The 24924-nt window shown below is 64.1% G+C and carries 24 protein-coding genes; 9 read left to right on the plus strand and 15 right to left on the minus strand.

Features of this window, described 5'->3' with window-relative positions; translation table 11 throughout:
* The first annotated feature begins 46 nt into the window (after positions 1 to 46).
* From NKH06_RS08160 to NKH06_RS08200, 9 genes are all read left to right on the plus strand, one after another.
* Positions 47 to 1129, plus strand: a complete 1083-nt coding sequence (locus NKH06_RS08160; RefSeq protein ID WP_352440620.1) for an ABC transporter ATP-binding protein — start codon at positions 47 to 49, stop codon at positions 1127 to 1129.
* Positions 1129 to 2055, plus strand: coding sequence for an ABC transporter permease (locus tag NKH06_RS08165; protein WP_352440621.1), 927 nt, complete (start codon positions 1129 to 1131; stop codon positions 2053 to 2055). Before NKH06_RS08160 ends, NKH06_RS08165 begins: the two co-directional genes overlap by 1 nt.
* Positions 2052 to 2852: an ABC transporter permease gene (locus tag NKH06_RS08170; RefSeq protein ID WP_352774309.1), complete on the plus strand. Its 801-nt coding sequence runs from the start codon at positions 2052 to 2054 to the stop codon at positions 2850 to 2852. The genes NKH06_RS08165 and NKH06_RS08170 overlap by 4 nt, the downstream gene beginning before the upstream one ends.
* 81 nt (positions 2853 to 2933) lie before the next feature.
* Complete coding sequence (ggt, locus tag NKH06_RS08175; RefSeq protein ID WP_352864531.1) at positions 2934 to 4520, plus strand: gamma-glutamyltransferase; 1587 nt, start codon at positions 2934 to 2936, stop codon at positions 4518 to 4520.
* Positions 4521 to 4610: 90 nt separating this feature from the next.
* Positions 4611 to 6137, plus strand: coding sequence for an acyl--CoA ligase (locus tag NKH06_RS08180; protein WP_352440623.1), 1527 nt, complete (start codon positions 4611 to 4613; stop codon positions 6135 to 6137).
* Between the two features lie 2 nt (positions 6138 to 6139).
* On the plus strand, positions 6140 to 7120 hold the full coding sequence (locus NKH06_RS08185) for a 2-dehydropantoate 2-reductase (protein ID WP_352440624.1): 981 nt from the start codon (positions 6140 to 6142) through the stop codon (positions 7118 to 7120).
* Between the two features lie 94 nt (positions 7121 to 7214).
* Positions 7215 to 7598, plus strand: coding sequence for an SMU1112c/YaeR family gloxylase I-like metalloprotein (gene gloA2 / locus NKH06_RS08190; protein WP_352440625.1), 384 nt, complete (start codon positions 7215 to 7217; stop codon positions 7596 to 7598).
* Between the two features lie 104 nt (positions 7599 to 7702).
* On the plus strand, positions 7703 to 7933 hold the full coding sequence (locus NKH06_RS08195) for a hypothetical protein (RefSeq protein WP_023810809.1): 231 nt from the start codon (positions 7703 to 7705) through the stop codon (positions 7931 to 7933).
* A gap of 182 nt (positions 7934 to 8115) precedes the next feature.
* Positions 8116 to 9036: a methyltransferase gene (locus tag NKH06_RS08200; protein WP_352892680.1), complete on the plus strand. Its 921-nt coding sequence runs from the start codon at positions 8116 to 8118 to the stop codon at positions 9034 to 9036.
* 16 nt (positions 9037 to 9052) lie between these two features.
* On the opposite strand, the gene NKH06_RS08205 is transcribed toward NKH06_RS08200, so the two are convergent.
* The 15 genes from NKH06_RS08205 to NKH06_RS08275 all read right to left on the minus strand — a co-directional run bounded on the left by NKH06_RS08205 (position 9053) and on the right by NKH06_RS08275 (position 24847).
* Positions 9053 to 10111, minus strand: coding sequence for an aminopeptidase (locus NKH06_RS08205; RefSeq protein WP_128304151.1), 1059 nt, complete (start codon positions 10109 to 10111; stop codon positions 9053 to 9055).
* A 174-nt stretch (positions 10112 to 10285) separates the two neighbouring features.
* Positions 10286 to 11257: a branched-chain amino acid ABC transporter permease gene (locus NKH06_RS08210; RefSeq protein ID WP_023810812.1), complete on the minus strand. Its 972-nt coding sequence runs from the start codon at positions 11255 to 11257 to the stop codon at positions 10286 to 10288.
* 1 nt (position 11258) lies between these two features.
* Positions 11259 to 12146 (minus strand): branched-chain amino acid ABC transporter permease, encoded by an 888-nt coding sequence (locus NKH06_RS08215; RefSeq protein ID WP_023810813.1) that lies wholly within the window; start codon positions 12144 to 12146, stop codon positions 11259 to 11261.
* Positions 12147 to 12153: 7 nt separating this feature from the next.
* Positions 12154 to 12864 carry an ABC transporter ATP-binding protein gene (locus NKH06_RS08220; protein ID WP_023810814.1) on the minus strand — a complete coding sequence of 237 codons (711 nt, stop codon included), beginning with the start codon at positions 12862 to 12864 and terminating at the stop codon, positions 12154 to 12156.
* A complete protein-coding gene (locus NKH06_RS08225; protein WP_023810815.1) occupies positions 12857 to 13636 on the minus strand; it encodes an ABC transporter ATP-binding protein in 780 nt (259 codons plus the stop codon). The genes NKH06_RS08220 and NKH06_RS08225 overlap by 8 nt, the downstream gene beginning before the upstream one ends.
* Before the next feature lie 12 nt (positions 13637 to 13648).
* The gene (locus tag NKH06_RS08230) at positions 13649 to 14857 is read right to left on the minus strand and encodes an ABC transporter substrate-binding protein (RefSeq protein ID WP_128304150.1); all 1209 of its coding nucleotides are present in this window, start codon (positions 14855 to 14857) and stop codon (positions 13649 to 13651) included.
* Positions 14858 to 15066: 209 nt separating this feature from the next.
* Complete coding sequence (locus NKH06_RS08235) at positions 15067 to 16833, minus strand: ABC transporter ATP-binding protein (protein WP_352892681.1); 1767 nt, start codon at positions 16831 to 16833, stop codon at positions 15067 to 15069.
* A 208-nt stretch (positions 16834 to 17041) separates the two neighbouring features.
* Positions 17042 to 17986, minus strand: coding sequence for an acetamidase/formamidase family protein (locus tag NKH06_RS08240; RefSeq protein ID WP_023810819.1), 945 nt, complete (start codon positions 17984 to 17986; stop codon positions 17042 to 17044).
* Positions 17976 to 19571, minus strand: coding sequence for an ABC transporter substrate-binding protein (locus NKH06_RS08245; protein WP_502895179.1), 1596 nt, complete (start codon positions 19569 to 19571; stop codon positions 17976 to 17978). Before NKH06_RS08245 ends, NKH06_RS08240 begins: the two co-directional genes overlap by 11 nt.
* 82 nt (positions 19572 to 19653) lie before the next feature.
* Entirely contained in the window at positions 19654 to 20574 is a 921-nt protein-coding gene (locus NKH06_RS08250) for an ABC transporter permease (protein ID WP_023810821.1), read from the minus strand.
* Entirely contained in the window at positions 20571 to 21437 is an 867-nt protein-coding gene (locus NKH06_RS08255; RefSeq protein ID WP_196815320.1) for an ABC transporter permease, read from the minus strand. Before NKH06_RS08255 ends, NKH06_RS08250 begins: the two co-directional genes overlap by 4 nt.
* A 19-nt stretch (positions 21438 to 21456) precedes the next feature.
* Complete coding sequence (locus NKH06_RS08260) at positions 21457 to 22074, minus strand: ANTAR domain-containing response regulator (RefSeq protein ID WP_023810823.1); 618 nt, start codon at positions 22072 to 22074, stop codon at positions 21457 to 21459.
* On the minus strand, positions 22071 to 23165 hold the full coding sequence (locus tag NKH06_RS08265) for a transporter substrate-binding protein (protein ID WP_023810824.1): 1095 nt from the start codon (positions 23163 to 23165) through the stop codon (positions 22071 to 22073). The genes NKH06_RS08260 and NKH06_RS08265 overlap by 4 nt, the downstream gene beginning before the upstream one ends.
* A 152-nt stretch (positions 23166 to 23317) precedes the next feature.
* Positions 23318 to 23725 (minus strand): hypothetical protein, encoded by a 408-nt coding sequence (locus NKH06_RS08270; RefSeq protein ID WP_245273201.1) that lies wholly within the window; start codon positions 23723 to 23725, stop codon positions 23318 to 23320.
* Between the two features lie 252 nt (positions 23726 to 23977).
* Entirely contained in the window at positions 23978 to 24847 is an 870-nt protein-coding gene (locus NKH06_RS08275) for a helix-turn-helix domain-containing protein (RefSeq protein ID WP_352440627.1), read from the minus strand.
* Positions 24848 to 24924: the final 77 nt, after the last annotated feature.

Raw genomic sequence — 24924 nt, forward strand, 5'->3', positions numbered from 1 at the left:
CGCCTCGCCCTGCTTTCGCCGCCTCAGCCCCTGGGAGAGAAAAATCTTGTCCATTGCGCCATCCGCGTTGCCGATCGGCATGCGCGGGATCGAGAAACGATTTGGCAGCGTGCCTGTGCTGCGCGACCTCAACCTCGACGTCGAGGCTGGTGAATTCCTGACGCTGCTGGGGCCTTCCGGTTCCGGCAAGACGACGCTTCTGATGATCCTGGCCGGTTTCGTGCGGGCCAATGCCGGCTCGATCAGGGTCGGCGGCGACGAGATCATCACCACGCCGCCGCACAAGCGCAACATCGGCATGGTGTTTCAGAACTACGCGCTGTTTCCGCATATGAACGTCTTTCACAACATCGCCTTTCCGCTGAAGCAGCGCGGCGTTGCCGCCGCCGAGACGGCCGAGCGTGTCGAAAAGGCGCTCGATCTGGTGAAATTGCAGGGGCTGGGCGAGCGCCGGGTCGACCAGCTCTCCGGCGGCCAGCGCCAGCGCGTGGCGCTGGCGCGCGCCATCGTCTTCGAACCGCGCATCGTTTTGATGGACGAGCCCCTGTCGGCGCTCGACAAGGGCTTGCGCGAGCACATGCAGATCGAGCTGCGCAGCCTGCACCGGCGGCTTGGCATGACCACGGTCTATGTCACGCACGACCAGCGTGAAGCCATCACCATGTCGGACCGCATCGCGGTGATGAACGCCGGGCGCATCGAACAGCTCGACAAGCCCGAAACCCTCTACGCCACGCCGCGGACGCAATTTGTAGCCGGCTTCATCGGCGAATCGAATTTCATTCCGGTCGAGTGCCGCAACGGCTCCGTCTGGTACGAGGAGCGAAGAATCCATACGGCGGCGGCGACGCCGGCGGCAGGCCAGTACCTGATGGTGGTGCGGCCGGAAAAGCTGCGGCTGCTCACCGATGCCGAACCGGCAAGCGGCGTCAACGTGCTCAACGCGACGCTCAGCGACATCATCTACCAGGGCGACAGCTTCGTCTGCTATGCCGTGCTGCGCGACGGCCGGCAGCTGACTTTGCGCGACTATTGCCGCAGCGATGTGCTGGCGAAAATGCCCGCACCCGGCCATCCAGTCTCATTCGGTCTCGATGCGCAGGACACGATCCTGGTGGCGGCAGACTGATGAGCGCGCAGACCGCCCTCATGCAGGAGAAAGCCGGCCGCTCGGGCCCGGATCTGAACACGCAGGCGCTGCATATGGACGCTCGGCGCGAGTCGTTGCGGTTGCTGGCGCTGCTGTCGCCGAGCCTGTTGCTGGTCTTCGCCATCATCATCGTGCCCATCGGCTGGCTGTTCTGGCTGTCGCTGTTCGACGAAGCCGGCGCCTTCAGTCCCGCCAATTATGCGCGCTTCTTCGAACAGGCCTCCTACATCAAGACCTTTATCACCACCTTCAAGGTCGCCTTCATCGTCACCGGCGCCTGCGTGCTGCTCGGCTATCCCTTAGCCTACATGCTGTCGCAACTGCCGCGCCGGGCGGCGTCGATCTGCCTGATCTTCGTCATCCTGCCGTTCTGGACATCGGTTCTGGTGCGCACCTATGCCTGGCTGGTGATCCTGCAGCGCAAGGGCCTGATCAACAGCTGGCTGATCGATCTCGGTGTCATCAGCCAGCCGCTATCGCTCGCCAACAATTTTTCCGGCGTCGTCATCGGCATGACGCATATCCTGCTGCCGTTCCTGGTGCTGCCGCTCTACGCCTCGATGAAGACCATCGACATCGACTGCCTGCGCGCCGGCATGAATCTCGGCGCCGGCCCGGCCGCCACCTTCCGGCAGATCTTCTTTCCGCTGTCGCTGCCCGGCCTCGCCTCGGGCGTGGTCATCGTCTTCGTGCTGTGCCTGGGCTTCTTCGTCACGCCTGCGCTCATGGGCGGCGGCAAGGTCATCATGTGGGCGATGCGCATGGAACAGACCACCAGCCTCTATTCCAACTGGGGTGCGGGTGCAGCACTGGGCGTGGTGCTGCTGGTGGTCACGCTGGCGCTTCTCGGCCTGTTCCAGTGGCTGCTCGGCGCGCGCGCCACAGGTGTGTGGAGTTCGCGATGAGCGAGGATGTCGGCCTGCCGATCTCGCATCGGCAACGGCTGTGGCTCTATTGCCTCGGCGGCCTCGTGCTTCTGTTCCTGATCGCGCCGTCGATCATCATCGTCATCATGTCGTTTTCGGATTCGACGCTGCTGCAATTCCCGCCGCAGCAATGGTCGCTGCGCTGGTACCAGACCTATTTCGGCTCACTGGAATGGCGCGACGCTACGATCGTCTCGGTCAAGGTGGCTGTTATGACAGTGCTCGTCGCGACACCGCTCGGCACCGCTGCAGCCTATGCCATCAACAGGGGCACGCTGCGCCTCAACGGCACCATCAACGCGCTGCTGACGGCGTCGCTGATCGTTCCGGTGATCCTGATCGGCATCGGCACCTTCTTCCTCTATGCGCGCATCGGGCTCAACAACACGCTGACCGGGCTGGTCATCGCGCATACGGTGCAGGCCTTGCCGCTGGTGGTGCTGACGGTGCTGTCGGGCTTGCGCTCCTACGACATGAACCAGGAGCGCGTGGCGCGCAGCCTTGGCGCCGGCCGCGTCGCCGCCTTCTGGCAGGTGACGATGCCGCAGATCCGCTTCTCGATCGTCTCGGGCGCGCTGTTTGCCTTCATCACCTCCTTCGACGAAGTGGTGGTTTCGCTGTTCATATCGGGCGGCGAGACCACGACATTGACACGCCGCATGTTCAACGCGCTGCGCGACCAGATCGACCCGACGATCGCTGCCATCTCGACCTGCCTGATCGTTCTCTCGGTCGTGCTGTTGTCGGTTGCGCAGATCTTCGGCCGGCGGCATTGATTTCACCAGACCAATTCGCAGAAGTGACCAACTTGCAGACGTGACCAACTTGCAGACGTGACCAGGGGATATCCAGACAGAATGCGTGATTTCCAGTTTCCCGGCCGCTCGCCGGTTCGTGCCACCGAGGCGGTTGCCGCGACCTCGCATCCGCTTGCAACCCTTGCGGCCATCGACATTCTGCGCTCCGGCGGCAATGCCATGGATGCCGCCGTCTGCGCCGCCGCCGTGCAGGGCGTCGTCGAGCCGCAATCGACGGGCATCGGCGGCGATTGCTTCGTGCTCTATAGCCCGGCGGGACAGGGCAATGTGCTGGCCTTCAATGGTTCGGGTCGGGCGCCAGCCAAAGCGACGGTCGACTGGTACCGCGAAAAAGGCTTCGATCGCATCCCGCTGCAGGGTCCGCATGCGGTCACCGTGCCGGGCGCTGTCGACGCCTGGGGCCGCCTGCTCGAAGACCATGGCCGCAAGGGCCTTGCCGAGGTGCTGGCGCCGGCCATCCACTATGCCGAGAACGGCTATGTCGTGCACGACCGCGTCGCCTTCGACTGGGCCGAACCGGAAACCGACCTGTCGGCCGACGAGCATGCCGCGCGCATCTTCCTGCCCGGCGGCAAGGCGCCGAAGGCGGGTGACATCCACAGGCAGCCGGAACTAGCGGCGACGTTGCGCATCATCGCCAAACACGGCCGAGCCGGTTTCTATGAAGGCGCTGTCGCCGACGATATGGTTAGTCGGCTTAACGAATTGGGCGGACTTCATTCGGCCGAGGATTTCGCCTCGACCCGAGGCGATTATGTGACGCCGGTCAGCACCTCTTATGGCGGCCACGAGATCCACCAGATGCCGCCCAACAATCAGGGGCTGACGGCGCTTTTGATGCTGAATTTGCTGTCGGGCTTCAAGCTTGGCGGACTTGACCCCAATGGCGCCGAGCGCCTGCATCTGGAGATCGAGGCCGGGCGCCTGGCCTATCGCGACCGCGACCGCTATCTCGGCGACCAGGATCATGTCCCGGTGCCGGTCAAACAGCTCCTGTCCGGCGCCTATGCCGACCGGCTGCGCGCCGAGATCGACCGCGACCGCGCCATGACGCATCTGCCGCGCGTGGAGCTGCCCGGCAGCGACACGGTCTACATCTCCATCGTCGACCGCGACCGCAACGCGGTTTCCTTCATCAACTCGACCTATTATTCGTTCGGCAGCGGCGTCGTCGGCCCGAAGACCGGTGTCGTGCTGCAGAACCGCGGTTCGAGCTTCCGCCTCGACCCGGCACATCCGAACGCGATCGCGCCCGGCAAGCGGCCGATGCACACGATCATGCCGGGCATGGCGACGAAGAACGGCCGCGTCGTGATGCCGTTCGGCGTCATGGGCGGCGGCTACCAGCCGTTCGGCCATGTCCATCTGCTGACCAACATGATCGACTTCGGCATGGACCCGCAGCAGGCGCTGGATGCGCCCAGGGTGTTTTACAATGACGACACCGTGGAGGCCGAGCGTGGCGTTCCCAGCGAGGCGATCGAGGGCCTGCGCCGGCGCGGCCACCGCATCGCCGAACCGCATCACCCGCTGGGCGGCGGGCAGGTGGTGCTGATCGACTGGGAGAAGGGGACGCTGACCGGCGCTTCCGATCCGCGCAAGGATGGTTTGGCGCTTGGCTACTGACGCAATCCGTTGTCCAATGGCGTATCCATATCGAGGCAAGCCCGTCAGCGGGGCTGCCGCCAATAGCCGTTCGAAATCCAGCCGGTGATCATGACCCAAACTGAAACCCACGCAGATCTCTCCCGCCGTCTCGCAGCGGGGGCGGACGATGCACCTGCCATCCTGGCGCCCGACAGGGCGACGCTCAGCCATGGCGGATTGCGCAGCCTGATCGCCGACACGGCAAAACAGCTGCATGCGCGCGGCATCGGCCGGGGCGACAGGGTGGCGATCGTGCTGCCGAACGGGCCCGAGATGGCCACCGCCTTTATCGCCGTGGCGGCCGCCGCCTCGACGGCACCGCTCAATCCAGCCTACCGGGCCGACGAGCTCGATTTCTACCTCACCGACATCGGCGCCAAGGCGATCCTTGTCGCCGAGGGCGAGACCGGCCCTGCGGTGACGGTGGCCGAACGCCTCGGCATCGGCGTGCTGCGGCTTGTCGTGCAGCCCGCCACACCCGCCGGCAGTTTTGCGATCGAGGGCGCGGCGATCGGGCCCCCGGCATCACCCGACATGGCGCAAGACGGCGACATCGCGCTTTTGCTGCACACCTCCGGCACGACGTCGCGGCCAAAACTGGTGCCGCTCAGCCATGCCAACATCGCAGCCTCGGCTGCCCATATCGGCGGCACGCTTGGCCTGACGGCCGATGACCGCTGCCTCAACATCATGCCGCTGTTCCACATTCACGGCCTGATCGCGGCCGTGCTGTCGTCACTGGCTGCCGGTGGCAGCATCTATTGCACGCCGGGCTTCAACGCGCTGCGCTTCTTCCAGTGGCTGGGCGAGGCACGACCGAGTTGGTACACGGCGGTGCCGACCATGCATCAGGCGATCCTGCCTCGCGCGGCACGCAATGCCGAGGTGCTGGCGGCAACGCGCCTGCGCTTCATCCGTTCGTCCTCGGCGTCGCTGCCGGCGCAAGTGATGGCTGAACTGGAAGCGACCTTCGGCTGTCCGGTGATCGAATCCTACGGAATGACCGAGGCCGCGCACCAGATGGCGTCGAACCGGCTGCCGCCGGGCCAGCGCAAGCCGGGCAGCGTCGGGGCCTCCGCCGGTCCGGACGTGGCTGTCATGGCGCCCGACGGGCGACTGCTCAAGGCCGGCGAGACCGGCGAGATCGTCATTCGCGGGCCCAATGTGACTGTTGGCTACGAGAAGAACCCGGATGCCAACGCCACCGCCTTCGCGCATGGCTGGTTCCACACCGGCGACCAGGGCGTGCTGGACGAAGACGGCTATCTCAGGGTCACCGGACGGCTCAAGGAGATCATCAACCGCGGCGGCGAAAAAATCTCGCCGCTCGAGGTCGACGATGTGCTGATGGACCATCCGGCGGTGGCGCAGGTCGTCACCTTCGCCATGCCGCATGACAAGCTTGGCGAGGAGGTGGCCGCGGCGGTTGTGCTGCGCGAAGGCATCAGTGCCACCGAGGGCGACATTCGCACCTATGCCGCGACGCGGCTTGCCGACTTCAAGGTGCCGCGCAAGATCCTGATCCTGGACGAGATCCCCAAGGGCGCGACCGGCAAATTGCAGCGCATCGGCCTCGCTGCCAAACTGGGGCTTTGACGATGAAGATCACCATCTTCGGCGCCGGTGCGATCGGCGGCTATCTCGCTGCCAAGCTTGCCATGACTGGGCGGACCGATCTTTCGATCGTCGCGCGCGGGGCGCATCTGGAAGCGATCAAGGCAAATGGCCTGCGCCTGATCGAGGACGGCCAGGAGACGTCCGTCCCCGTCCGGGCCGCCGCGAAAGCCGAGGAACTTGGCGTCCAGGATTATGTGGTTCTGGCGCTAAAAGCCCATTCCCTCACCTCGGCCCTTGACCAGATCGCACCGCTACTCGGGCAAGACACCGCCGTCGTCACCATGCAGAACGGCGTGCCGTGGTGGTACTTCCACGGCGTTGGCGGGCCGCGCGAAGGCACCAGGCTGAACGCGGTCGATCCCGGCGGCAAGATCTGGCAGCGGATCGGACCGGACCACGTCATCGGCTCGGTCGTCTATCCGGCCGTCGAGGTCGATGCGCCGGGCCTCATCCGCCATGTCGAGGGCAGACGCTTCTCGCTCGGCGAACCCTCCGGCGAGCGCAGCGAACGGGTTACGCTTCTGGCCGAGGAAATGGTCAAGGCCGGCCTGCAGGTGCCGGTGCGCGACGACATCCGCGGCGAGATATGGGTAAAGCTGTGGGGCAATCTGTCCTTCAACCCGATCTCGGCGCTGACCGGCAGCACGCTTGCCGCAATTGTCGCCGACGAAGGCACCCGCACGCTCGCTCGCACCATGATGCTGGAAGCGCAGGCGATCGGCGAAAGCCTCGGCGTGCGCTTTCCCATAGCGGTCGACCGGCGCATCAAGGGCGCCGGCGATGTCGGCGAACACAAGACCTCGATGCTGCAGGACCTGGAGCGCGGCCGGCCGATGGAGATCGACGCGCTGGTGAGCGCGGTGCAGGAACTTGGCCGGCTAACGGACAAGCCGACCCCGACCATCGATGCCGTGCTGGCGCTGGTGCGGCGGCTGGCGGTGGAACGCGGGTGTTATGGGTGAGGTGGGAAGGACAAGGCAAATCGGAGCCGTGGCGCGCGACGATCCAGGCCTTGAAGCGCCTTGGCCTCATATCCCCTTGACTGGAGTTAGCAGCATGCTGAACGCCATTCACCACGTCGCGCTCATCTGCACCGACTATGACCGGTCGCGACGGTTCTACGTCGAACTCCTCGGCCTCGATCTGATCCGGGAGGTCTATCGGGAGGAGCGGCAGTCATGGAAGGCGGATCTGCGGATCGGGTCGGCCCAACTGGAATTGTTCTCCTTCCCTGCACCGGCGATGCGGCCATCCCACCCAGAGGCTACAGGCCTGAGACATCTGGCATTTGCTGTGGCTAATCTTGAGCCCGTAATTATCCGCCTGGAAGCCGCAGGCGTTGCCTTTGAGCCAATCCGGATCGACCCATACACAGACCAACGGTTTACTTTTTTCAGAGATCCGGATGGATTGCCGCTGGAACTTTACGAAGCCTCATAAGGAACGGTTCGCTTTCGCGGCGGGCGCTGTGTACTGACGGTCTCGGTATCGGCGGACCGCGAATCTGTGCTAAGCGCCGCCCAACCAACCAAAGGACGACACCAATGAGCGAACTGACCGTGGCCGAGGCGACCGAGAGCATCTATGCCTCGCTCCGGGCGGACAATGCCGACATCGACGCACATATCGCGACGCTTAAGGCGGCGCTGACGCGGGAGGGGATAAAACAGGCGGTGTTCGATCCGACCAAACTGGCGCAGAACAACCGCTCGGGCCGCAAGTTGATGCAGGCTTATTTTCGGCAGCGCGGCGTGAGCGTGAAGTTCTCAGACTAGAGCCGCGCGCGCTCCCAACCGCACCACTGGGAGTTCTCGGCCGGTCCGTCGCCATCCGGACGTCGGGACTGTAAGTTCTAGTCCATGGGAGTTGTTTCAAGGCCGATCCTGGATCGCGGAGGGGATGTGACATGGTGGATTCTGACCGGATCGACAAGCTGATCGCAGCGGTGCCCCCCGCCTTGGCGCTTCGCGCCGGATTGGACCTTGGCATCTTCACCCGGCTCGGTGAAAGCGCGCTGACTGCTGACAGCCTCGGGGCCACGCTCAAAGTCGAACCCGATCGTCTGTCGCGGCTCCTCTACGCGCTCGCCAGCATCGGCCTCCTTGAAGTCAAGGATGGTGAATTTCGCAACGGAGCCGAAGCGTCGGCCTTCCTCGATGCGTCCAAGCCAAGCTATCGCGGCGGCGATCATGCGCTCCTGCGCGAGCTCTGGGGAGCCGACCTACTAACCGCCGAGTCGCTGCGGCAGAACCGGCCGGCTGCGCTGCACGACTTTTCCGAAGCGGGACCTGAGGCCGCGGCGGCCTTCAGCCGCATGCTCGCACCGGGTGGGGTGATTTTCGGCCGACATCTGGCCCAGGAGATGGACCTCTCGGCGGTCGGTTCGGTGATCGACATCGGCGGGGGTGCCGGGACCATACTGGTCGGGCTTCGCGAGCGGTGGCCGCACATTGCGGCGACGCTGATGGAACTGCCGACGGTCTCAGCGGTCGCGCCAGCCATCCTGTCGGAATACGGTGCCGACGACGTGGTTGTCGAAGAGGGGGACATAACCGTCGCGCCATCGGTCGGTCGGCACGATCTGGCGATCCTGAAGGCCGTCGTCCAGGTGCTTCCGCCGGACCAGGCGCGCAGTTCGATCCTGAACGCGGCGCGTTGCCTTACACATGGCGGCGAGATCGCAATTGCCGGGTGGGGTGTCGTCGATGACGACCGCCTCGGCCCGCCAGAGGGTGTCTTTCTCAATCTCACCTTCCTGAACCTCTATCGCCACGGCGAATCGTACACTGAGGGTCAGTATCGCGCGTGGATGACCGAGGCCGGATTCCGGGATATCTCCAGGTCGCGCCTGACGGACGGCTGCACGTTGTTTCGTTGACGCCTCACGGGCTGACTCAATAACAGCGATCTGCCGCGGCAAGTGCTTCGACGCGGTGAGCTTCGTCCAGTGCGCCAATCCGCCGGACCGATGCATAGAACCTGACATAGTCGCCCGAGCACAAGTCGAACAGGCGCAGAAACGCGGTCACCCGATCGCTATAAACGGACGTCGCGGCGAGCTTCGCGTTGTTGATCGGGGAGGCGAACCAGGCATCGTATCCCCGGTATCGGCCCCAGCGTCTGTCGCGCATGTGCCGGTAGCGCATCCGCAGCCGTTCAATAGCGGCCGTCTTTGCGGCCAGTTTTTGCTCCGAGGTGCCGGCGTTGGAATAGACTTGCGCCAACTCGTCCCGGGTCCGCGACACCAGCGCAAGAAATTCAGCCTTGCGTCTCCGGGCGGCTTCGTAACGGCGCAATGCGGCGGTATCGCCAGTCATGCGCAACCATTTTCTCACGCCGGTTGTTTCGACGGCGACAGCGAACGCCTCGTTGAATGCGGAATCGTCGTGCACGTAGACGCGCTGGTGGGCGAGTTCATGGAAAATCAGCCCTGCAAGATAGGTTTTATCCTCGCCGAACATCGTGCTTAGCAGCGGGTCACTTGACCAGCCGAGCGTGGAATATGCAGTGATGCCCGTCACATAGACGTCCATGCCCTGTTCTTGAAGTTCGACAGCGGTTTCAGTCGCGGACTTCCTGGAGAAATACCCCCGGTAGGGAACACAGCCGAAAACAGGAAAACACCATGTTCGCGGCGTCAGCGAAAATGCCGGCGCGGCGAAGACAGCCCATGTCACCGAGTCCCGACCAATGTCGACATAGCTGCGGTAGCTGTTGTTGTCGGGCAGCGCCAGTTCATCCGTTGCGAACTGTCGTATAGCGCTCGCCGATGCCATTCGGGCGCGCAACGCCTTCGGCGTCGAAGGATCCTCGATCAGTTTTCCGACATCCTGGCGTGCGGTCATGATCTGCAGATGACCCTTCATGGATTGCGCGTAGTAGGAAATGCTGGTGCAGCCGGTCACGCCGGACACCACGGTCATAACCGCAACCAATCGAAAGAATGCACGCATCACGATTTGTCCACAGCAGTGCTCACCCGTTCCGATGGGGTCGCGATTGCCCCAGGTCGCAAGCAGTCGCCTCGATTGATCGAGGTCTATAGTTTTCTGAAGAATCCGGACAGGTGCTCATTGTGGTGACGCATGTCACCACGCGCAAACCGCGTCCCACCAACCTGCAGCTGATCAGTCCTTTCCCGCCCGCCCGAAAATCCGCGCGTAAAATTCGCCGACGATGCCGCGCCGGAAGATCAGCACGCACACCATGAAGATCAGGCCGGTGGCGATGGTCACCGGAAAGCCGGAAGTGGCAAGCGTGTTTTCCAGGCCGATGACAAGGCTGGCGCCGATGATCGGCCCGACCATCGTACCGATGCCGCCGAGAAGCGTCATCAGGATCACCTCGCCCGACATCTGCCAGGTGACGTCGGTGAGCGTGGCGAACTGGAAGACGATCGCCTTGAGCGAGCCGGCCAGCCCGGCCAGCGCCGCCGACATGACGAAGGCGCCGAGCTTGTAGTTGGCGACGGAATAGCCCAGCGAAATGGCGCGATTCTCGTTTTCCCGGATCGAGCGCAGGATCATGCCGAATGGCGAATTGACGATGCGCCAGATGGCGAAGACGCCGATCAGGAACACCGCCAGCACGAAATAATACATGTTCAGCGAGACGTTCAGGTCGAGGACGCCTAGCAGCATGCCGCGCGGTATGCCCTGAATGCCGTCCTCGCCTTGCGTGAACGGCGCTTGCACGCAGAAGAAGAAGAACATCTGCGACAGTGCCAGCGTGATCATGGCGAAATAGATGCCTTGCCGGCGAATGGCGAAGAAGCCCATGACGAGGCCGAGCAAGGCCGCACCCGCCATGCCGAGCAGAATGCCGGCTTCCGGCGGCCAGCCCCAGACCTTGACGGCATGCGCGGTGAAGTAGGCGGCGCCGCCAAAGAAGGTTGCGTGGCCGAATGACAGCAGCCCGGTGTAACCAAGCAGAAGATTGAACCCGCAGGCAAACAGCGCGAAGCACAGCATCTTCATCAGGAAGATCGGATAGACCAGGAAAGGCGCCACCAGCAGCGCCAGGATGCCGAGCCCGACCAGCGTCCATTCAAGCCGTGCCGAGGTTTTGGCCGATGTCTCGCGAAGCGTCAGTTCCGACATGTCAGGCGTCCCTTCCGAACAGGCCGGCCGGCCGGACCAGAAGCACAATCGCCATGATGACGAAGACCACGAGGTTGGAGGCCTCGGGGTAGAAGACCTTGGTCAGGCCTTCGGCAAGGCCAAGCATGTAGCCGGTGACGATGGCGCCAAGGATCGATCCCATGCCGCCGACCACGACGACGGCGAAGACGACGATGATGAGATCCGACCCCATAAGCGGGCTCACCTGATAGATCGGCGCTGCCAGAATCCCGGCAAGCCCGGCCAGCGCGGAGCCGAGGCCGTAGGTCAGGGTCAGCAGCAAGGGCACGTTGACGCCGAAAGCCTGGACGAGGCGGGGATTCTCCGTCGCGGCGCGCAGGTAGGAACCGAGCCTGGTCTTCTCGATCAGCGCCCAGGTTCCGAAGCAGACGATCAGCGAGGCGACGACGACCCAGCCGCGATAGTTGGGCAGGAACATGAAGCCGAGATTGGTGCCTCCCGAAAGCAGCGGCGGCACGGCGTAGGGGTTTCCCGAGACGCCGTAATAGTAGCGGAAGATGCCTTCGAGCACGAGCGCGAGGCCGAAGGTGAAGAGCAGGCCGTAGAGCGGATCGAGATCGTACAGTCTCGACAGCGCAAGGCGCTCGACCACGATGCCGAAGGCACCGACGATCAGCGGCGCAAGGATCAAGGCGGGCCAGTAGCCGATGCCGAGATAGGTGAGAAGCAGATAACCGACGAAGGCGCCGAGCATATATTGGGCGCCATGGGCGAAATTGATGACCCGCAGCAGGCCGAATATGACAGCCAGGCCCAGGCTCAGCATGGCGTAGAACGAGCCGTTGATCAGGCCGACCAGCAACTGGCCGAGGAAAGCCTGAACGGGGATGCCGAAGATCATCGTCATGGCGCCATCATACACCCAGGACTTCGTGGAGCTGCGTCATGCGGTCCGGCAGCTCGCCGACCGGAAACCCCGCCACCACCTTGCCGTGCTCCATCAGATAGAAACGATCGGCGACACGGCTGGCGAAGCGGAAGTTCTGCTCCACCAGTAGGATCGTCATGCCGCGCTTTTTCAACGTCGCCAGCAACGCGCCAATGCGCTGCACGATGACGGGGGCCAAACCCTCCGTCGGCTCGTCGAGAAGCAGCATTTTCACACCGGTTCTCAACATGCGCGCGATCGCCAGCATCTGCTGTTCGCCGCCCGACAGCCTCGTGCCTGGACTGTTGCGCCGCTCCTTCAGATTGGGGAACAGGTCGAAAATCTCCTCGACGCTCATGCCGCCCTGCGCGACGACCGGCGGCAGAACCAGGTTCTCGTCGACGGTCAGCGTCGCGAAGATACCGCGCTCCTCCGGCACGAAGCCGATGCCTTGATGCGCGGTCCGGTGCAGCGGCAGCCGCATCAGATCCTGGCCGTCGAAAGCGATCCGGCCGGTTCGCTTGCGGATCAGCCCCATGATGGCGCGCAGCGTCGTCGTCTTGCCGACGCCGTTGCGGCCGAGCAGCGTGACCGTCTCGCCGGCAAACACCTCCAGATCGACGCCGTGCAACGCATGGCCCTCGCCATACCAGGCGTTGAGGCCGCTGACTGCAAGCAGAGGTGCGGCACTAGTCATCGGCGGTGCCCATATAGGCGATCTTGACGCGCTCGTCGCGGCTGACGGTGGCGTAGTCGCCGGCGGCCAGCACCTCGCCGCGCTGCATGACCGTTATCCAGTCGCAAAGGTCGGCCACGACGGTCAGATTGTGCTCGACCATCAGCACGGCGCGATCCCTGGCCACCGAACGGATGAGGCTGGAAACCGTGGCCACGTCCTCATGCCCCATGCCGGCCATCGGCTCGTCCAGCAGCAGCACTTTCGGATCGAGCGCCAGGGTCGTAGCGATCTCGAGCACGCGTTTCCTGCCATAGGAAAGGTCGCCGGCGAGCCTGTTCCTGGCGTCGTCGAGACCGACCGAGCGCAGCAATTCCTCGGCGCGCGGCGTCAGCCGGTCGAGCGCCGCCAGCGAGCGCCAGAACTGAACGCTGAGCCCGCCCGGCCGCTGCAGCGCGACGCGCACATTGTCGAGCACGCTGAGGTGCGGAAAAATCGCCGATATCTGGAACGAGCGCACCAGGCCCATCCGCGCGACCCTGGCCGGCGAGGTGCGGGTGATGTCGTGGCCGAGCAGCTCGATCCTGCCGCTGGTCGGCGCCAGGAACTTGGTGAGCAGGTTGAAGACGGTCGTCTTGCCGGCGCCGTTGGGTCCGATCAGGGCATGGATGTTGCCATGGCGGACATCGAGATCGACGTTTTTGACGGCGATGAAGCCGGCAAAGTCGCGCCGCAACCCGCGGGCGGAAAGCACCACAGGCGGCTCGTTCGCGCTCAGGTCAGTCGGCGCCATCGGCCGCGCCGATCACTGGCCGGCCGTCGGACAGCCGCTTTCCTTTTCGCTAAGGAAGGCCTCGTTGCCAGGAATGGTGGCGAGATATTTGTAGTAGTCCCACTCCTGGGTGCTCTCGGCTGGCGACTTGACCTGATAGAGGTACATGTCATGGACCATGTTGCCGTCCGCCTGCACTTTGCCGTTGGTTATCGCGGCGTCGTCCACGGGCATCGAATGCAGTTGCTTGGCGACCGCTTCGGTCTCGTCCGTGCCGGCCTTGTCGATCGCTTTCAGGTACTGCGTCACCGCCGAATAGGTCGAGGCCTGGATCATGTTCGGCATGCGGTTGGTGCGCTTGAAAAAGCGCTGCCCGAATTCGCGGCTCTTGTCGTCGCGATCCCAATAATAGCCTTCGGTCAGCACAACGCCCTGCGCCGCTTGAAGGCCAAGCCCATGCACCTCGGCCAGCGTGAACAGGAGTGCGGCAAGACGCTGACCGCCCTGCACGATGCCGAATTCGGCCGCTTGCTTGATCGAGTTGGAGGTATCGAGGCCGGCATTGGCCAGGCCGATGACCTTGGCGCCCGACGATTGCGCCTGCAGCAGGAAGGACGAATAATCGGTCGATCCCAGGGGATAACGCACCTCGCCCAGCACCTTGCCGCCATGGCTCTCGACGAACTTGGTGGTCTGATCCTTCAGCGAATAGCCGAATGCATAGTCGACGGTGACGAAGAACCAGCTGTCGCCGCCCTGCTGCACGAGAGAGCCGCCGGTTCCCACCGCCTGCGAATGTGTGTCATAGGCCCAGTGAAAGCCGTAAGGCGAGCATTGTTTGCCGGTCAGCTCCGTGGTCGCCGCGCCGGTGACGATGTCGATCTTCTTCTTTTCCTTGGAAATCCCCTGGACGGCGAGCGCCACCGAAGAGGTCGTCAGTTCCATGATGGCATCGACCTGCTCGGTGTCGTACCACTGCCGCGCGATGTTGGAGGCGATATCCGGTTTGTTCTGGTGGTCGGCGCTGATGATTTCTATCGGCGCTCCCTGCACCTTGCCGCCGAAATCCTCGACCGCCATCTTGGCCGCCTCGACCGACCACTTGCCGCCGAAATCGGCATAGACGCCCGACTGGTCGTTGAGGATGCCGATCTTGACCTTGCCGTCGGAAATGTCGGCGGCCGAGGCGGGGATCGCGGATGCGGCGAGAAGTGCCGCGGAAACGAAAAGGCTTACCTTCATGGTTGACTTCCTCCCATAGCGATGAATCCGACCGACCCTCCTACGATCGATCATCGCAATGGTATTGAACATGAGGAAGATAGGGACAGAGGGCAAGAGGCCGTCCCGGATTTCGTGTTCGAAGCGATGCGCTTTGGGGACAGAATGCCGGCGTTGAGCCCGAGATAGAAACACAAACACGTGAACCGCGACCCGCGGCGGTACTTGCCTCAGCCCTCGGCGGCGACGAGGTGGCCGTTGCCGACATCCCTCAGCGCCAGTTTCAACGGCGCCTCGCCGATCCTGCGGGTGGCGCTCGGGATCTCCTGGTCGAGGCGGGCGAAGCGGCTTCGCCGCTTAGCCGGATCGGGCACGGGCACGGCTTCGATCAGCCGCCTGGTGTAGGGATGACGCGGGTTGGAAAAGACCTGGTCGCGCGTGCCCATCTCGACGATCTGGCCGAGATACATGACGGCGACGCGGTCGGAGATGTTCTCGACCACAGCCATGTCATGCGAGATGAAGAGATAGGCGACGCCGAATTCGCGCTGCAATTCCTTCAACAGATCGAGCACGCGCGCCTGCACCGAGACGTCGAGCGCCGAGACGCTTTCGTCGGCGATGATCAGCTTCGGCCGCAGCGCAAGGGCACGCGCAATACAGACGCGCTGGCGCTGGCCGCCGGAGAATTCATGCGGATAGAGTTCCATCTGATCGGCCGACAGGCCGACGCGCTCGAACAGCGCGGCCACACGGTCGCTGCGCTCTTGCTTCGAGGCGATGCCATGGATCAGCAGCGGCTCGGCGACGAGTTCGCCGACGCGCATGCGCGGGTCGAGCGAGGCGTAGGGATCCTGAAAAATCATCTGCACGTCGCGGCGCACCGCCTTACGCTCGTCGCGGCCAAGGCCAGACAAATTGCGGCCGCCGATGACGACGCCTCCGCTGTAGGGCACCAGTCCGGCCAGCGCCTTGGCGGTGGTCGACTTGCCGCAACCGGATTCGCCGACCAGCGCCAGCGTCTCGTTGGCCGCGATCGAAAAGCTAACGCCTTCGACGGCGTGAACGCGCCGGTTGACCCGACCGAAGAAACCGCCATGCAGGTCGAAGCGGACATGCAGGTCCTTGACCTCGGCGACATTGGCCGATGCCGTCGTCGCCTCGGCCTCCCTGGATGTCTGTCGGCCGACGCCGCTGCCGATGCGCGGTACGGCGGCATGCAGTTCGCGCGTGTAGTCGGCTTGTGGCCTGGAAAAAATGTCGGCGGTTTTCCCCTCTTCGACCATGCGGCCATGCCGCATGATGATGACGCGGTCGGCCATCTCTGCGACCACGCCCATGTCGTGGGTGATCAGGATGACGCTGGTGCCGTGCTGGCGCTGCAGGTCGCGCAGCAGCTCCAGCACCTCGCCTTGCACGGTGACGTCAAGTGCCGTCGTCGGCTCGTCGGCGATCAGCACGTCCGGCTCGAGCGCCAGCGCCATGGCGATCATCACCCGCTGGCGCATGCCGCCGGACAGTTCGTGCGGAAACTGCTTCAGCCGGCTTTCGGCTTCCGAAATGCGCACCGCTTTCAGAGCCTCGATGGCGCGCTGGCGGACTTCGCCCTGCGACAGGCTGGTGTGTGCCTCGATGGATTCGGTGAGCTGCCGGCCGATCGACAGCACCGGGTTGAGCGAGGTCATCGGCTCCTGGAAGATCATGGCGATGCGGTCGCCGCGGATGCGCCGCATCCGGCGCTCGTCCAGAGTCGTCAGATCTGTATCGCCCAGATGGACTTTGCCGGATGAAATCCGGGCGGCAGGCTGCGGCAGAAGCTGCATGATCGCCAGTGCGGTCATCGATTTGCCGGAGCCGGATTCACCGGCAATGCAGAGCGTCTCGCCACGCGCCAAAGTCAGCGACAGGTCGGAGACGACCTCGCGCTCGCCGTCCTCACCGCGCACGCTGACGCAGAGGTTGGCGATGTCGAGTATGGGTTTGCTGGCGGCGATCATTGCGCGTGTGACCCGGAGGGGGATTTACTCCGGCACACCCCCCTCTGTCCTGCCGGACATCTCCCCCGCAAGGGGGGAGATTGGCGGCTTTGCCGCGGCGTCCATTCGTCACCGTTGAAAAGTGGCGAAGCCCGTCGTGACATCCGATCTCCCCCCTTGCGGGGGAGATGTCCGGCAGGACAGAGGGGGGTGCAGCGCCGGCCCAACCTCATTCAAACACGCAGCGCGGGAAGTAGAACGACACCACCCAGTTCGGCATGTCGACGATCTCGCTGATGCGGAGATCGCCGCAGACCGAGGCCAGCATGTAGGCCTCGACGGGGTCTATTCTGTAGCGGGTGGAAAGCAGGTCGACCATCTGGGCAACCGCCTCCTTTGCACCCGTCATCAGGTCCGGCCCAACTCCCGTCGTCACCTCATAGCCCTTGGCGTCGAGATGGCGCGTCACCGGGCCTGGCGTGGTGAAGCGCGGCGTCTTCAGCCTGGCGTCCTTGACCAGATCGAGCTTGAGCACGACGTTCATCGGGCTTTCGATCGCCGTGCCGCAGACCTCGCCATCACCTTGCGCGGCATGGGTGTCGCCGACCGAAAACAGCGCGCCCGCCACTTCCACCGGCAGGTACAGCGTGGTGCCGGCGGCGAGATCGCGGATGTCGAGATTGCCGCCGACGCGTCTTGGCGGGACCACCGAGTGGTGACCCTTTTCCGCCAGGGCGTTGCCGATGGTGCCGGCGAAGGGTTTCAGCGGCACCCTCGCATTTTTGCCGAACAGCGCCGGCTCGAGCGAGGCAGCGTCGTACTTCCAGATGTTCAGCGCCGGCTCCTTGAAGTCGTCGGCGAGCAGCCCGAAGCCCGGAATGTTGGCCGTCCAGCCGAAGCCGGACGGTTTGAACATCTCGATCGTCACCTTCAGTGCGTCACCCGGCTCGGCGCCCTCGACGAAGATCGGCCCGGTCACCGGATTGACGGTGGCGAAGTCGAGCTTGGCGACGTCGGCGACCGTGCTGTCGGCCTGCAACTGGCCACCGGAGGAATCGAGGCACTGGAACTCGATGGTCGAGCCGGGCGCCACCCGCTCGGCCGGGGCAAACGAATTGTCCCAGCCGAAATGATGTTGGCGCCCGTGGATGGTGTAGTCGCAGTTATTGCACATCTTTTACGTACACATTGTCGTAGTTGATCGGGATATGGACCGGGTCGACATAGAGGTTGTCGGCGCCGCCCATGCGCGCCGATTTCATGGTGAAGCGCTGCTCGTTGAAGACCGGCGCCCAAGGCGCGTCCTCCATCACCTTGTCGTAGATGGCGCTCCACATCTTGTCGCGTTCGCCAGCCTTGGCGGGATCGACCACCGAGTCGGCCTCGGCCGCCTTGGCGTCGAGATCCTTGTTGCAATACCACGACCAGTTCCAGCCGCCCGGCACCGCACCGGCGCAGCCGAGGATCGGGCCGTAGAAGTTCGACGGATCGGGGAAATCGGCGATCCAGGCCATGCCGCCGGACCAGATCATCGGTGCGCCGGCCTTGTCGCCGCCGGCGGCAATGACGTTTGCCTGGGCGAGCGACTGGATGCTGGCCTTGATGCCGATGGCCGCCAGGTCCTGCTGGATCGCCTGGGCGATGCGCGGGTTGGGATCGGTGTTCATGGCGAACAATTGCGTCTCGAAACCATCGGGATGGCCGGCCTCGGCAAGCAGGGCCTTGGCCTTGGCGACGTCATAGGGATAGCCCTTGTATTCCTTGTCGTAGCCCGGCATCGACGGCGGCAGCGGCTGATTGGCCGGCACGGCGCGGCCGTTGATGATCTGGATCACGCGCGCCTTGTTGATCGCCATGTTGACCGCCTGGCGCACCTTCACATTATCGAACGGCGCCATGGTGGTGTTCATGGTGACATAGCCGGTGTGCAGCTGGCCGCCTTCGACGACGCGCGCCTTCTGCTCGGGATCAGCCATCACCTCCTGGAATTTTGCCGGCGGAATGCCGTCGCCGGGCACGTCGATCTCGCCCTTCTGCAGGCGCAGCAGCGCAACGATCGGCTCCTGGCCGATCTCGAAGGTGATCTTGTCCAGATGCGGCAGGCCCTTGTGCCAATAGTCCGCATTGCGCTCGAAGACGATGCGCTGGCCGAGTGTCCACTCGGCGAGCTTGAAGGCGCCGGTGCCGACCGGATGCTTGCCGAAATCGGCGCCGTATTTCTCGACCTCTTCCTTCGGCACGACATGCGAGAAGTTGATGGCCATGACATGCAGGAAGGTTGCGTCGGGGCGGGTCAGTTCGAACTTGACCGTGTAGGGGTCGACGACGGTGACGCCGGAGAGGCTCTCGGCCTTGCCGGCGGCGACATCGTCATAGCCCTTGATCGAGCCGAAAAAGCCGGCGCCGGGGCTCTGGGTCTTTGGATTGGTGACGCGGTCGAGCGAATATTTCACGTCGTCGGCGGTCATTTCGCGGCCATTGTGAAATTTCACGCCATGGCGCAGCTTGAAGGTGAAGGTCTTGCCGTCGGGCGAGATCTCGTAGCTTTCGGCGAGGTCGGGTTTCAAATTGGTGGTGCCCGGCTCGTAGTCCATCAGCCCGTCGAACAGGCTCTTGATCATCGACCAGTTCTGCCAGTCATAACCGATCGCCGGATCGAGCGTGGCGACATCGTCCTTGTAGGTGATGGTGATGGCGCCGCCCTGCTTGGCGTTCGGGTCGACGGCGTCTTCGGCGCGAACACTTGTCATGCCGAGCATCAGCGCCAGCGCCGATACCGCTACCGTGGATGCGAGAAACTTTTTCATTTTTATGTTCCCTTTCTCTATCTGGTTTTCATTTTCATCTGAGCTTGATGCGGGGGTCGATGAAGGGCGCGATGACGTCGGCCAGCAGATTACCGAGCACGATGGCGAAGGCCGAGATCAGGGTGACGCCCATGATGATCGGGATGTCCACGCGCTGGATGGCCTGCCACGCCAGCTGGCCAATGCCAGGCCAGCCGAACACGCTTTCGACGACGACAATGCCACCCATGAAGATGCCGATGTCGATGCCGATCATGGCGATGACCGGCAGGATGGCGTTGGGCAGTGCATGGCGGAACAGGATGGCTCGCCGCGCCAGGCCCTTGGCGCGGGCGGTGCGGACATAATCCTGGCGCAGAACATCGATCATCGACGAGCGCATCATGCGGGCGTACCAGCCGGCGCCGAGTATGCCCATGGTCAGCGACGGCAGCACGAGATGACGCCAGGTGCCATAGCCGCCGATCGGGAACCAGCTGAGCCGCACGGCAAAGACGTAGAGCAGCAGCAGGCCGACGACGAATTGCGGCGCCGAAACGCCGACGAAGGAGGCGACCATCAGCGTCTGGTCGGTGGCGGTACCGCGCTTGACGGCAGCGATCAGGCCCATGCTCAGGCCGAGCAGCAGCTCGCACAGGATGGCGCCGACCATCAGCAACAAGCTGGCCGGCAGCCGTGAGACGATCAGCTCGGTGACTTCGGAGCGCTGGATGTAGGAGCGGCCGAGATCGCCGCTGATGAGCTTCGTGAGATAGCGCCAGTACTGGACGATGAAGGGCTGGTCGAGGCCGAGCTGCTGGCGGATGTTCTCGACCGTCTGCGGCGTGGCGCTGCGACCGGCGATCTGGCGCACCGGATCGGCGGGCAGGAGATAGAGCAGCGCGAAAGTGATCAGCGAGACGCCGAGCAGGATCAGCAGCGACTGGATCAGGCGGCGGCCGAGATAGGCGATCATGCCCGGCCCCTCTGCGTCGGATCGAGGATGTCGCGCAGTGCGTCGCCGATCAGGTTGAAGGCCAGCGCCAGCGCCAGGATCGCGGCACCGGGGAAGAACACCAGCCAGGGTGCGGCCTGGAAATAGGTCTGGTTCTCGAAGATGATGTTGCCCCACGACGCCGTCGGCGGCTGCACGCCGATGCCGAGGAAGGAGAGTGTCGCCTCGAGCAGCACCGTGGTCGAGATGCCGAGCGTGCCCCAGACGATGATGGTCGGCAGCAGATGCGGCAGGATATGGCGAAACAGGATGCGCGGTGCACTCGCCCCTATGGTGCGTTCGGCGTCGATGAATTCGCGCTCGGCCAGCGAAGAGGTTTCGGTGTAGATGACGCGGGCGGTCTGCACCCAGTTGACCAGCGCGATGACCATGGCGACGATCCACAGGCTGGGCTCGAACACCGCCGCCAGGCAAATGGCGAGCAGCAGTGCCGGAAACGCCATCATCAAATCCGTGAAGCGCATCAGCGCGCTGCCGATCCAGCCACGGAAATAGCCGGCGACAACACCGACCAGCGTGCCGATGAACAGCGCCACGCCATTGGCGACGATGCCGATGATCAGCGAGGTGCGGGCGCCGTAGAGGATGCGGGTCAACAGGTCACGGCCGAGCAGGTCGGTGCCCAGCCAGAATTTTGCATCCGGCGGCAAGGGCGAGCCCTCGATGGTCAGGCCGTCGAACATCTGCTCGTTGGGATCATAGCCAGTCAGCCATGGCGCCAGCACGGCGCCGGCAACGACAATGGCGACGATCATCAGCCCAAGCAGTGCGAGACGGCGCCTGACCAGCCGGCGCCAGACGCCGGCGCGTGGTTTGACCGGCATGCGCCCTGGCGCGGTGAGATCAGGCGCGATGGGACTGGTCATCGCCGCCTTCTTCCCCTGTTGCTTCTTCACTTGTCATTGCCACGATCCGCCGCGCGGCATCCTCGACGCTGATCTGCCAGCTCATAGCCAGCGAGCGAAGCTGCGCATAGGCGCGGCCGTCATCGGTGCCTTTCGCCAGTGCGGTGACCGCGCGCACGATGGTCTGGCGCTCGGCGACGCGCTGGCGAAGCGAGGCAATCTCACTGGCCAGGTGTTTTCGCGCCTCGAAACTCTGGCGCGCGATCAGCAGCGCGCTGTAGACGCCGGCATTGCCGACCGGCTTCAGGAGCTGGGCATCGGCCTTGTGCGACAGCGCCCATTCGATGCGGCCCGGCGCCTCGGAGCCGATCAGCGCCACCAGCGGCATCGGCGCCTCGCCCGGCTTCCAGGGGAACTGCTCGTCGAAACCGAGATCGGCGTCGAAGAACACGAAATCGGCCGCCAGCGCCTCGGGCGGCAGTTCCGGCCAGCAGTCCAGCGTGATCAGGCCGATGGCCGACAATTGCCTGGTGATCGCCTGCACCGTCGGATGCGGGCGATGCAGGATAAACGCCTTGGCGCCGCCGAGATTGGGGATGCGTGGGGCTCTCGTCACGACACCACCCTCAGGCGTGGGCGGCCGAATGTTTTTGCCGGGTCGTAGCGCGACAGATAGGGATCCGGCGCGACTTCGTCTTCGCGGCTGACGACCTCGAAGAAGCCGTCCGCGATCCGCCCGATGATCACCGGCAATGTGGCGTGCTGCGAGTGCGCGTCGATGGCGATCGGCCCGAGCCGGGTGGAGAAGCGGCGTTCTGCGAAGGCTCTGGAAAATTCCGCCGGACCGGCTTCGGGATTGCTGGAGAGCACGTCGGCCATCACCTGCACGGAGGCATAGGCGGAGGCCTCGAAAGACGAGGCGAAGGCGGCCGGCCGCGGCGCGAAGTACGGCCCGACCGATAGATGTCCCTTGCCGGATTCACCGATCGCCGGCAGCTCACCTTCGGTGAGGTTGCAGGAGATGACGGGACAAGTCTCGGGACTGAAGGCGGCATCCTCGTGACCTAGGTCGCGATAGGCCGCGAGGAAGGCGTAGGACGAGGTGCCGATCAGGTTGTTGAGGATGAAGTTCGGCCGCGTGGCGCGGATTTCCGCGATCAGACGCGACACGTCGGTCTCGCCGATGCGCAGATAGCGTTCGCCCAGAACCTTGCCGCCGGCATCGGCGATCAGGTCGCGGGCGACGCGGTTCATCTCCCAGCCCCAGATATAGTTCGAGCCAAGCAGGAAACCGTTGGCGCCGAAACGCGGCACGACATGCGCCATCAACGGCACCAGATGCTGGTTGGGGCAGGCGTGCATGTAGACGACGTGCTCGTTGGCCTCGAAGCCCTCATAGGGGCAGGCGTACCACAGCATGCCGCCCGCCTTCTCGAGCACCGGAATGGTTTCCTTGCGGCTCCACGAGGTGACGCACCCGACGACATGGCGCGCGCTGCTGGTCCTGAAAATATCCTCGCACAGCGTTGCGTAGCGGTCGGCATTGCTTTGCGGATCGCGCTCGACCGGCACCAGTTCGATACCTGAGCTGCGATCGGCGTTGATGTCGGCGATGGCGCGCATGGCGCCGATGCGGCACGCATCGGAGACGAGCTGATAGCTCCCCGAGCGGGAATATAGGATGCCGATCTCGATACGCCGTTTCAAACAGATCCCCAAAATGACAATGCCTCGCAGCCAGCGCCGGGAGGGCGAGGCATACGAGGCATTCTTGCCGCCCGGCGATCAGAGCCGGTATTTTGCGCTAGCGTATTCTGTCCGGCGGGTCAGTCAAGCCCTCAACGATATTTGCGTGACCGTCATCGCCGTTTCGCTGCCACTGGCCTCTGACCGTGTTGACGCGCATAGGTCACGCAGGCGTCCACCGTGCTGACACAAAGCGCGTCGCGCCTGTTCGGCATATTGTTGTCGCCGGCGTAGGCAACTTCGGCGACGCGACCGTCGACCATGCGAATTTGCGTATCGCAATAACCGCCGGGAGCGACATTGACGGAGCCACCGACCGCCGGGATCGCGCCCAATGCCATGGTTGGGACGACGATGCTGAGATTGCCGCGCTGAACGACGCGCTTATAGGACCAGATCTGGCCCGATCGGCCGGCGTCCGCGGTGGCGGTCGGAAACCCCGCGCACATGCGGACGTCGGCTTCGCTGAGGCCGACCATCTCCTTGCGAGCCGCCGCCGCGGTGGGGTCAACCTTGGCCACGCGCGACGTATCGTCGGGAACGACGCAGGAAGACTGGATGCCAACGAAGAGAATAGGAAGGGCAAGCTTTTGAATGCAGGAAAATATCATGCCGACCGTCAGATTGGTCCGATGTCAGATTTGCGTGGCACCCGCCGCTCCTTTCTACCTAGGCAGGCAGGCGAAGGGATCAACCCGTTCAGCTTCACGAAAAAGTGGCTGTGGCTGCAACATCGAGGATTGCGCGTCACGGGGTCTGCATTTCACGCAGGATCAATGGCCCTGCAAGTGCTTCCGGCGCCAGGCGGCGGGCGCTTCGCCGACTCGCGCGCGAAAGAACCGTGAAAAATACGCCGGGTCGTCGAAGCCGATCTCGTAGGCGATGTCCTCCACCGTGCGTACGGTGAACAGCAGCAGGCGCTTGGCCTCCAGCAGCCGCCTTTCGCTGACGACCCGCTTGACGCCGGCGCCCAGAACCGCATGGGCAGCCTTGTCGAGAAGATGCGGCGTGGTGGCCAGCGCCTCGACGTAGCGATCGACCGGCCAGTTGTCGCGGAAATGCGTGTCGGCGAGCCGACGCAGGCCCCGCGCCAGCGAAGCATCGGAAGAGGCGGCGGAGGCGGTCACGCCGGGGCTGAGGCGCGCAATTTGGGAGAGTGCGACGGCGATCAGCGCCGGCAGGACCCTGTCATTGCCGGCTTGCGCCTCGGCATATTCGGCGGCGATCATCTCCAGCACCGCCGCCAGTCTCGCCCACGCTGCGTGTCGTGGCAGACCGTCGGCAAAGACCGGCCTGTCCAGCGGCAGCAGGCTGTGAGCGGCGATGGCCGCGAGCGCGCCGTCGGCGACCGAGACGACGATGGCATCGGTGCCGGGTCCGATCGAGAAGCCATGCACGACAGCGCTCGGCACGAAGCTGACGGCAGGCGCCGAAAAGTCCCAGGACCGGTCTTCGATACGGTAGGTGCCGGAGCCGCTGGTCCAGTAGGTGATCTGGCCCATCTGCGGATGCTTGTGCGCCGCAACCTGACCAAGATGGATATTGCTGCGCGCAAGCACCGTCTCGACATGCAGGAAACCGACATCGAGCGGCCGCACAGGCTCGCCATAGACGAAGAAGTCGGGGATGGAATTCTGGCTCATGGCGCCTGAAAAAGTCCAATCGGTTTTGCCGTTCCGTCCATAACCAATGCATGCCCAAGGCGCTAGTGTTGCGACTC

Origin of the sequence: Mesorhizobium sp. M1342, assembly GCF_040317955.1 — a bacterium.
Taxonomy (GTDB): Bacteria; Pseudomonadota; Alphaproteobacteria; order Rhizobiales; family Rhizobiaceae; genus Mesorhizobium.

Coding starts and splice junctions, on each gene's coding strand:
- NKH06_RS08180 (WP_352440623.1), top strand. CDS start 4,611: ATGACCCAAACTGAAACCCACGCAGATCTCTCCCGCCGTCTCGCAGCG.
- NKH06_RS08165 (WP_352440621.1), top strand. CDS start 1,129: ATGAGCGCGCAGACCGCCCTCATGCAGGAGAAAGCCGGCCGCTCGGGC.
- NKH06_RS08230 (WP_128304150.1), bottom strand. CDS start 14,857: ATGAAGGTAAGCCTTTTCGTTTCCGCGGCACTTCTCGCCGCATCCGCG.
- NKH06_RS08210 (WP_023810812.1), bottom strand. CDS start 11,257: ATGTCGGAACTGACGCTTCGCGAGACATCGGCCAAAACCTCGGCACGG.
- NKH06_RS08170 (WP_352774309.1), top strand. CDS start 2,052: ATGAGCGAGGATGTCGGCCTGCCGATCTCGCATCGGCAACGGCTGTGG.
- NKH06_RS08255 (WP_196815320.1), bottom strand. CDS start 21,437: ATGCCGGTCAAACCACGCGCCGGCGTCTGGCGCCGGCTGGTCAGGCGC.
- NKH06_RS08225 (WP_023810815.1), bottom strand. CDS start 13,636: ATGGCGCCGACTGACCTGAGCGCGAACGAGCCGCCTGTGGTGCTTTCC.
- NKH06_RS08195 (WP_023810809.1), top strand. CDS start 7,703: ATGAGCGAACTGACCGTGGCCGAGGCGACCGAGAGCATCTATGCCTCG.
- NKH06_RS08185 (WP_352440624.1), top strand. CDS start 6,140: ATGAAGATCACCATCTTCGGCGCCGGTGCGATCGGCGGCTATCTCGCT.
- NKH06_RS08275 (WP_352440627.1), bottom strand. CDS start 24,847: ATGAGCCAGAATTCCATCCCCGACTTCTTCGTCTATGGCGAGCCTGTG.
- ggt (WP_352864531.1), top strand. CDS start 2,934: ATGCGTGATTTCCAGTTTCCCGGCCGCTCGCCGGTTCGTGCCACCGAG.
- NKH06_RS08250 (WP_023810821.1), bottom strand. CDS start 20,574: ATGATCGCCTATCTCGGCCGCCGCCTGATCCAGTCGCTGCTGATCCTG.
- NKH06_RS08220 (WP_023810814.1), bottom strand. CDS start 12,864: ATGACTAGTGCCGCACCTCTGCTTGCAGTCAGCGGCCTCAACGCCTGG.
- NKH06_RS08215 (WP_023810813.1), bottom strand. CDS start 12,146: ATGACGATGATCTTCGGCATCCCCGTTCAGGCTTTCCTCGGCCAGTTG.
- gloA2 (WP_352440625.1), top strand. CDS start 7,215: ATGCTGAACGCCATTCACCACGTCGCGCTCATCTGCACCGACTATGAC.
- NKH06_RS08235 (WP_352892681.1), bottom strand. CDS start 16,833: ATGATCGCCGCCAGCAAACCCATACTCGACATCGCCAACCTCTGCGTC.
- NKH06_RS08245 (WP_502895179.1), bottom strand. CDS start 19,571: ATGCTCGGCATGACAAGTGTTCGCGCCGAAGACGCCGTCGACCCGAAC.
- NKH06_RS08240 (WP_023810819.1), bottom strand. CDS start 17,986: ATGTGCAATAACTGCGACTACACCATCCACGGGCGCCAACATCATTTC.
- NKH06_RS08205 (WP_128304151.1), bottom strand. CDS start 10,111: ATGCGTGCATTCTTTCGATTGGTTGCGGTTATGACCGTGGTGTCCGGC.